8 protein-coding genes and 1 pseudogene are annotated in these 8,057 nt (G+C 35.5%); 2 read left to right on the top strand and 7 right to left on the bottom strand.

Annotated elements, in window-relative coordinates; translation table 11 throughout:
- Positions 1-91: 91 nt before the first annotated feature.
- Positions 92-628: pseudogene (prsW, locus tag CRO00_RS03940) on the bottom strand (glutamic-type intramembrane protease PrsW); the annotation flags it as partial.
- 82 nt (positions 629-710) lie between these two features.
- On the opposite strand from prsW, the gene CRO00_RS03935 reads away from it, so the two are divergent.
- The gene (locus CRO00_RS03935; RefSeq protein ID WP_097072334.1) at positions 711-1,679 is read left to right on the top strand and encodes an asparaginase; all 969 of its coding nucleotides are present in this window, start codon (positions 711-713) and stop codon (positions 1,677-1,679) included.
- Between the two features lie 395 nt (positions 1,680-2,074).
- On the opposite strand, the gene CRO00_RS03930 is transcribed toward CRO00_RS03935, so the two are convergent.
- The 5 genes from CRO00_RS03930 to CRO00_RS03910 all read right to left on the bottom strand — a co-directional run bounded on the left by CRO00_RS03930 (position 2,075) and on the right by CRO00_RS03910 (position 7,285).
- Positions 2,075-3,043: a YpdA family putative bacillithiol disulfide reductase gene (locus tag CRO00_RS03930; RefSeq protein WP_097072333.1), complete on the bottom strand. Its 969-nt coding sequence runs from the start codon at positions 3,041-3,043 to the stop codon at positions 2,075-2,077.
- A gap of 76 nt (positions 3,044-3,119) precedes the next feature.
- Positions 3,120-3,875, bottom strand: coding sequence for a metallophosphoesterase (locus CRO00_RS03925; protein ID WP_097072332.1), 756 nt, complete (start codon positions 3,873-3,875; stop codon positions 3,120-3,122).
- Positions 3,876-4,003: 128 nt separating this feature from the next.
- On the bottom strand, positions 4,004-4,657 hold the full coding sequence (locus CRO00_RS03920; protein WP_097072331.1) for a LysM peptidoglycan-binding domain-containing protein: 654 nt from the start codon (positions 4,655-4,657) through the stop codon (positions 4,004-4,006).
- A gap of 164 nt (positions 4,658-4,821) precedes the next feature.
- Positions 4,822-6,264: a RecQ family ATP-dependent DNA helicase gene (locus tag CRO00_RS03915; protein ID WP_097072330.1), complete on the bottom strand. Its 1,443-nt coding sequence runs from the start codon at positions 6,262-6,264 to the stop codon at positions 4,822-4,824.
- Entirely contained in the window at positions 6,254-7,285 is a 1,032-nt protein-coding gene (locus CRO00_RS03910; RefSeq protein WP_097072329.1) for a YpbB family protein, read from the bottom strand. The genes CRO00_RS03915 and CRO00_RS03910 overlap by 11 nt, the downstream gene beginning before the upstream one ends.
- A 103-nt stretch (positions 7,286-7,388) precedes the next feature.
- Between CRO00_RS03910 and CRO00_RS03905 the strand changes: the two genes are divergently transcribed.
- A complete protein-coding gene (locus tag CRO00_RS03905) occupies positions 7,389-7,637 on the top strand; it encodes a ferredoxin (RefSeq protein WP_097072328.1) in 249 nt (82 codons plus the stop codon).
- Positions 7,638-7,850: 213 nt separating this feature from the next.
- On the opposite strand, the gene CRO00_RS20075 is transcribed toward CRO00_RS03905, so the two are convergent.
- The gene (locus tag CRO00_RS20075) at positions 7,851-7,997 is read right to left on the bottom strand and encodes a hypothetical protein (protein ID WP_161946603.1); all 147 of its coding nucleotides are present in this window, start codon (positions 7,995-7,997) and stop codon (positions 7,851-7,853) included.
- Between the last annotated feature and the right edge of the window lie 60 nt (positions 7,998-8,057).

Genomic DNA, 8,057 nt, shown 5'->3' with positions numbered 1-8,057 from the left:
GTATCTAAAAAAAGTATGTCAAGGTTCTTATTGAAATCGAGAAGAACCAAATAGCATCAACTATTGAACCTAATTATTTATGTGCGAAGTTTGAGTAAATAACATGTAAAATAAATGGGGCAAAGATCGATAGGAATAAGTATTCTTTTTCTTTATCATTTTTAGCGAATTTGCTCTTACCAAAATAATAGCCCATCAAAACCCCAAAAAGTGCGTGGCTTGATACAGGTAAAATCGCTCTTATAATGGCAGTATCGATACCAAAGGATAATAAATACAAAACATTTTCCACCGTCGCAAATCCTAAAGAAACACTTGCACCGTAAAGGATTCCGTCATAAGGATCATCAAATTCGATATGTCGAAAAATGACGACCAAGATAACGAGCCACTTAAAAAACTCCTCTAATCCACTTGAAACGAGTACCTCTGCTAAATAACGATTCGTTATCGTCGCCTCTTCTTTTAACACATATTGAATAAACATAATTGGGAAAGTAATGAGCGCACCAAATAAGAAAGTTTGAAACAATGTTTTTCTAGGCTCTGTTGCCATTTGGTTACGCAAATAAAAATAACTAAATAACGCAAGACCAGGAGCAACAGCCGCAGAAAAGAGTAATATCATTTGAATACTCCTTTCGTAGAAGAATTAATGATATTATAACATTAATTACCTGATAAAAGATTGTTTAAGGAGAATTTCAACAATGAAACATATATTATTGCTTCATACGGGCGGTACCATCTCGATGAAGTTAAATGACCACACTGGTGCAGTACTGCCAAACGAGAAAAATGCCATCCTTGGTATTAGTAATGACCTCTCCAAATTGGCGAAAATTACTGAAAAAGAAGTATTCAATCTACCATCCCCTCATATTACGCCTAAAGAGATGTTAATATTACGTAACAAAATTGTTGAGTTTGTTAAAGGGAATATAGTAGACGGGATTGTAATTACCCACGGAACAGATACTTTGGAAGAAACTGCTTATTTTTTAGATTTAACAACCCGTTTTGATTTTCCAATTGTTTTAACAGGGGCAATGCGTTCTTCTAATGAACTAGGAGCAGATGGTATCTACAATTTAGTCGAAGCGGTTCGTGTAGCAAGTCATCCAGACGCGAGGGAAAAAGGCGTTCTTGTTGTGATGAATGATGAAGTACATCAGGCATTTAATGTGACAAAAACTTCAACTTCTTCGGTAAATACTTTCCAGAGTCCGCAATACGGGCCTATTGGATTAATTACAAAGAAAACTGTACACTTTCACCAAACACCAATACGCAGAAGATATGTGGAAGTTCAATCATTGGAAAAACGTGTGGCATTGCTCAAGGCTTATGCAGGGATGGAAGGCGATTTACTAGAATCGATTTTACACTCTAAATACGATGGCGTTGTGATTGAAGGATTAGGTCAAGGAAATGTTCCTCCCGATGTTGTTCCAGCCATTAAAAGGTTACTCCATGCCGGCTTACCAGTAATTTTTGTTTCCCGCTGTTTTAATGGTATTGCAGAAGGTGTATATGGTTATGTTGGCGGCGGAAAAAGCTTAGAAGATCTCGGTGTCATTTTTGCAACAGGAATTAGCGGCCAAAAAGCCCGACTCAAATTATTAATTGGGCTAAATCAACAAAATGCCAATATGGATTTAAAAGAGTTTTTTAATTAATGGTGGTGAAAAATCGGCATGTCTTGTGTGTGTGGCGTGGCGATTTTTTTCTATCTTACGTTATTGGGATTGCTGATAAGGCAGGGAAACGACAACACTTTGGGGAAATTGTTTGTGGTGACCTTCGCATGGTTGATGAACGTTAAAACCCCCTATGTAATTTCTTCTACTGACCTTCATACGCCTGATGTACGTCAAAACTCCGTATGTAATTTCTTCTACTGACTTTCATACGCCTGATGAACGTCAAAACTCCTCAAAGAAATTGTTCTACTGACCTTCATGAACAACAAAGACTTTTCTCACTGTGTTCTCCTATTTTGGAGTTTTGTGATGCTTAAAACGCAATCACATAAAAGAGATAACCCCCAAACCCGAGATTATCTCTTAAATGACTATTTCATTTTCTTTAAGATATTTTCTGCAATGAAACCACCGTGAAATTTGCCATTTTCGATAAAGATTTCATTGGCGTTGTTTCCTGCTGCAAGAACACCTGCAATGTATAAGTTTTCCACATTTGTTTCCATCGTTTCTGGGTCATATGTTGGTCTACCTGATGCTTCATCGGTTGTCACACCCATTGCGCGGATAAACCCATGATCCGGGTGATACCCCGTCATCGCAAACACAAAATCATTTTTTAGCGTAGTTATTTCACCATTTATGTCAATAACTACTTCTTGTTCACGAATTTCTTTAACATGGGTATTGAAATGCATCGTAATTTCTTCGTTTCGTACAAGGCCTGTAAACTCTGGTAATATCCATGGTTTAATGCTTGGCGAATAATCACTTCCACGATAAACCACCGTTACCCGCGCACCTGCTTTATTTAATTCAAGGGCCGCATCAACTGCAGAGTTCTTTCCCCCAATCACTAACACATCCGTATCAAAGAATGGGTGTGCCTCTTTAAAATAATGATAAACCTTTGGAAGATCCTCACCAACAATATTCATGTAATTTGGTTGGTCATAATAGCCTGTTGCAACGATTACATAGGGTGTTGAGTAAATCGCTTTATCAGTTCGAACCGTAAAAATCCCATCTTGTTCTTTTAAAACCGATTCCACCTTTTCAAAACGGTTTACCTGGATATTTTTCATTTTTACGACTTCTCGATAATAAACAAGGGCTTGGTTTCTCCGAGGTTTGCGTTCTTCAATAATAAATGGAACGTCACCAATTGCTAATTTTTCACTTGTACTAAAAAATGTTTGGTGTGTTGGGTAATTGTAAAGGGCATTGACAACATTCCCCTTTTCTATGACGACCGGTTTTAACCCGATTTTTTGTAGTTCAATTGCAGCAGAAAGACCACATGGACCGCCGCCTACAATAATTGCATCTACCGTTTGCATATATTACATCTCCTTAAAAACGACTACCTAAAATCCATATCCATTATAACGCTAGATAAAACGAATTTGGCTTTCTTTACTTCATAATAATTAAGTCAATTATGTGACATTGGGGTTTTGCTCCAAGTCTCAAAGGCAACATCGACGTACCATACCCATTACTAATTAAGGTTGCCACGCCTTTATCAACTTTGAAATAGCCATGTTGATGCATTCCTAAGGGACCAATTCGGATTTGCCCACCGTGGAAATGTCCACCTAACTTTAACTTAATATTTTCTTTTTGTTTTACTTTGGCGAACACTTCTGGATTATGAGAAATAAAAATAACCAAATCCTCATTTGAACATTTTTTTAACGCATCTTCAATTCGCACGTTTCTTGATGAAGTATCATCAACTGCACTTATCCAGCAACGATTTTCAATATTCGGGATTAAAGTTGCATCATTTTCAATAATTACAACATCTTTTTCTGAAAAAATTTTACGTAAAGTGCTTTCTCCAACTTCACGATCGTTATTACCCCATACAAAATAAACAGGTCCTAGGATTTTCAGTAAGTCGATATTTTCATTTATCCGCTTAATGGAGGTACGTTTATCAGCAAAATCGCCTCCAATAATAACCGCATCGATTTTTTTGTTTATTTTATTCATCATTTCACTATTAATTTTTCGTACATGAACATCTGAAATGAAAAAAAGCGATACTTTTTCGTCTTTACCAGATAATTGAAGTTCATGATGAAGTACATGATTTTCAAATGCCTGCTTGAACATATAGACCAGCAAGCCAAGGCTGACAATGAGTAATATTAGTAGAACAATCATAAATTTCCTCCGTTCCAAAACAAAAAGACGAGGCTTTTTGAATAACCTTCGTCTTTAACCGGTTCATTCACTCAAACGAATGAAATAATTGTAATTTATTTTATGTTTAAATGAAAATATTTACACTATTACGGAATAATTAACGTTTGTCCTACTGAAATGCTATCCGAACCTAACCCATTTGCAGCCTTAATTTTCTCGACACCACTTGGATCGTTATAATATTTCATTGCAATTCTAAATAAGTTCTCGTTGGATTGAACCGTATGTACTTTTTGCTCTGACGATTTTTGTTGTTCCTGTTGTTTTTGCTTTTCGAGTTCTTTTTGTTTTTCCAATGCTTTTTGCTTTTCTAACTCTTGTTGTTTTGCTTGTTCAGCTTTTTTTGCAGATTCCAGTTCTGCTTGTTTAGTATCTTCAGTAGCAACTGGTTTTTTATTCGTTTGATCCTTACTTTCTTTATCTTCATTATCTTCAATTGCTGGTTTTGGTTCATCCTTACCGCCTGAAGAGAGGGTATCATTTTTTTGTACCTCAACAACAGCCCCACCATTATCTACTTTGGCAACTTCCTGTTCACCTGGTTTATAAAGGAAGGTAACATAAACTAATACCATAACTGGAATTACAATAAAAATAAATAATAGAATAGACATTAAAGGGTTTTTACGTTTTTTCTTTTTCACTTTCCGGCGTGTACGAGCCATTCTTGAGTTTTTCTCTTCAATTTCGATTAATTGACGATGTTCTTCAATTTTTTCTCGATAATCTTCCTTACTCACAAGTACCACCTCCAACAATCCAAAAATCGAGTTTTTTCTCTACTATTCTTTGTGTAAAAAGTAACTCTTTATATAATTATGACGAAATTTCATTAAAAAGTAAATGATGGTAAATGATATTTTAATAGATTTTTGTCGACATTCACAGAAAACCCAACAAAAGTTTATGATTTTTTTGTTAATATATTACCAATTCGATCTTTCCAGGTCATATTTACATTAGGTGTAATTATTATCTCTCTCGGTTTCAGTAAGTCCTCTAATTGAAGTCCACAGTTTATACAACATTGTTTGGGCCTCTCGTCTAAGGTTTGTCCAAAGTAATTTACTAATGTTTCCCTCATACAGGCACTTGATGTAATTAACTTCATCACTTCTTCTACACTGTGCATCTTTTCGGATTTCATATTTTGAAAGATCTGCTTTACTTCATTTGGTTGCTTTTGTCCCATCCAATAATTTAGAACTCGAAAAGCTGTCTCTGAAATTTCTCCACGATCTAGCATTTGTGTAGGAGCTTGACCTACTTTTAAATAGTCCTCAAAAATATCGACATGATAATCTGTGGGAAGGTCGTCTATTCCTACAAATTTCGCAAGTTCTTCGTCACGCTCGGAATAAAGTAAAATTGCAACGGCGTCTTGCCCATCTCGACCAGCTCGTCCAATTTCCTGCATATAGTTCGCCATATTGCTCGGAATAGATTCGTGAATAACTTGCCTTACATCTTGTTTATGTATCCCCATCCCAAAAGCGTTCGTTGCAACAATCCAATCCAATGTTCCTTCAATAAACTGCTGCTGTACAAATTGTCGATCTAAATAATCCATTCCTCCATGATAGCTAGCCGCGGAAATCCCTTGCTGCAAAAGTAGTTCACTGATATTTTGCGTTTTCATACGAGATTGAGTATAAATAATCCCAGGTCCCGCAGTTTCTGTTATATGTTGGAGTATCCATTGCAATTTCTCATCCCGATTGGAAAAGGACATTTTACTCAAATGAATATTCGGCCGATCTACTGAATGCATATATTTATAAGGTTCTTTCATTTTTAAGTAATGCTCGATATCTTCCAATACTTTGTTTGTAGCAGTGGCAGATAAAGCTAGTATTGGTGGACGCGGTGTTGTTAACATTTCACCAATTCGTAAATAATCTGGTCGAAAATCAAATCCCCATTGTGAAATACAGTGGGCTTCATCTACTACAATTAGTGCTAGCTCCATACGACTTAATTTTTGTTGTACTTGTGGTTGAACCAACATCTCAGGAGAAATAAAAATAAACCGAAACTGTTCTAACTCATTTATCACCCTTTTCTTTTCTTCTACATTCAAAAATGAATTAAGGGCTACTACTCGTTTTTCATTAAACAGTTTCATCTGGTCCACTTGATCTTGCATTAAAGACAAAAGAGGTGAAATCACGAGAACTGCTTTTTTTAGGACATATCCCGGAAGCTGATAGCACATCGACTTCCCCATCCCAGTTGGTAACAACGCAATTACATCTTCACCTTTTAGAATTTGTTCAATCACTTCTTTTTGCCCAGGTCGGAATGAGGAATAACCAAAGCGTTGTTGTAAGATTGATTCAAGTTGCATGAGTATTCCCCCTTGCAAGGACTAATCTAATTTGAAAATACGATAAATGCGGTAAAATTTCCCGTAAAACTTTTAATTTTCTTGTATCATAATCATTTACTGCGTTTACTACTTGGTCAATTGCCTCTTTTGCAACAAATTGATTTATCGTAAATTGCGGATCGTTCATTGCTAACTCAACGATATGATCTTCAATGGTACTCATTTTTAATCTTCGGTAATGACTAATCTGTTCTAAAGTGTACCCCTGTTTGAATAGTTGCGCTGTCTGGAAAGCTGAGCCACTTAGAGGGATGGTGATACGTATTTGTTCTGCTATCTTATGTAATAACGGAAACTCGCTTTCATTCGCTGTAATAATATTTAACCATATATGTAAACAAGAAATATAAAGCAGTTGAATATCCATTTCATCTTTATTCTCGTAGATGCTTAATTGCTGCCATGTGTACCCTGGAATTTTATATCCTGCTAAGCGTTTGATTAAAATTTCCTTGGCATTTTCATTAACTTCGGCTTGTTCAAGGCTAGTCAGGATTTCATGTAATAATTGCTGCTGCAGTGTGCCATCTTGATATTCATTTGAAATAAGGAAATTTCTTACCCAATTTTGTATTTGAGGGTCTTTTTGAATCGGGATAAAAGCCATTTGCCCAGCTTCTTTATGGGACAGACTTTGAACGATTAGTGAGAGCCGCGCAAAAAATACATGTTCATTTCCCCGATAATGCCAACCATCAAAAGGTAAAATATTGTCATTTAATAGATATTTCGTTAAAGTATAATCGCCATTATCAAAAATGGTAATGAATTGCTGTTCCACTAAATTATGAATCTCTTCATCATATTTTTTCCGAGATAGTTTTGGTAATACACCAAAATAATGATGTAAATGAAAAATCCCAACATCTTGTATCGTTTGTCCAGAACGCTTACCTCGAAGCAAGTGAAATGGCGCAGAAATTGTCCGTTCCTCTTTTAATATGTGGAAAATTTGCAAAAGAATTTGTTGGAAAATCAAAATCAAATCCTCCATTTTCGTAGTATTATGTTGAAAAGTAGTTTAAACAGATTTAGAATATATAAGAAGCTTTGATGCAGCAGGTAAAAAAGGAGAGAAAGAAATGCCAAAATATACGATTGTTGATAAAGATACATGTATTGCTTGTGGCGCTTGCGGTGCAGCTGCCCCAGACATTTACGATTACGACGATGAAGGTATTGCCTTTGTTATTTTAGATGATAACATGGGAACAGCAGAAGTTCCAGAAGATCTACTAGAAGATATGCAAGATGCATTCGAAGGCTGCCCAACTGATTCTATTAAAGTAGCTGACGAATCATTTGAAGGCGACCCTTTAAAATACGAATAGTCTTAATAATCATCCCCCTTCTTCGTGATGGGGGTTTTTATTTGCTTTTGAGTGTGAATATACTCGAAATTTTCGCGAGGTATTCTCCTTAGTAAAGATTCAAGTAAGAGTAACTTTTTGGGATATTTCCTTTCTAACGCAATCATCTTTCACCCTCCTCGCCTATAATTTACAAAATTTCTATCTGATTTTGCAAAACTAGAAAAATAAGATTTACCCTAAAAGTAATATACAAAAATTATTTTTTGAGATGACAACTTCTCTTATTTGAACATAAATTTTTTGCCTTAAATTCATAATTATTTGCTTTTTAGGTTGACTTATTTGCCTTTTCACATCAATTATTTGCTTTTTTTCCACAGTTATTTGTCCACCTCTCAAAAAACAAATTTCGCAGTTTTCTATTAAGATTGATTTTTA

It is taken from the genome of Ureibacillus xyleni (assembly GCF_900217795.1).
Taxonomy (GTDB): domain Bacteria; phylum Bacillota; class Bacilli; order Bacillales_A; family Planococcaceae; genus Ureibacillus; species Ureibacillus xyleni.
The sequence above is the reverse complement of the archived record's forward strand: the minus strand, read 5'-3'. Positions and strand labels throughout refer to the sequence as shown.